This is a genomic window from Lysinibacillus sp. GbtcB16 (assembly GCF_019091145.1).
Classification (GTDB): Bacteria; Bacillota; Bacilli; order Bacillales_A; family Planococcaceae; genus Lysinibacillus; species Lysinibacillus fusiformis.
Window position 1 is genome coordinate 1 of record NZ_JAGXJV010000424.1, and the last position, 269, is coordinate 269.

General features: G+C 46.1%; 1 pseudogene. It reads left to right on the forward strand.

Going from position 1 to position 269, the window contains the following annotated elements:
- Positions 1-269: pseudogene (locus KVT27_RS24780) on the forward strand (hypothetical protein); the annotation flags it as partial.

The following is a 269-nucleotide window of genomic DNA, read 5'->3' on the forward strand; positions in this document are numbered from 1 at the left end:
CTCACCCAAAGACTCATTGATCGGCTATTTTCCTATGGCATCGACTATGTGTATATAGCGGATCCCAGGACTGATGACGTTGTTCAGGTCGATATCATTCAAGACGAAACGCGAAGTAAGGCCATTCATGAAATCAGGCACACCTTCAAGAAGGTGATGGAGGATTCCAACAAGCGCGGTTCTGTCAGCTATTATGATATCGGACGCAATTTCCGCGATGTGATGAATATGATTATTGACGACCTGAGCGCTCATGAGGGTGCTATGGT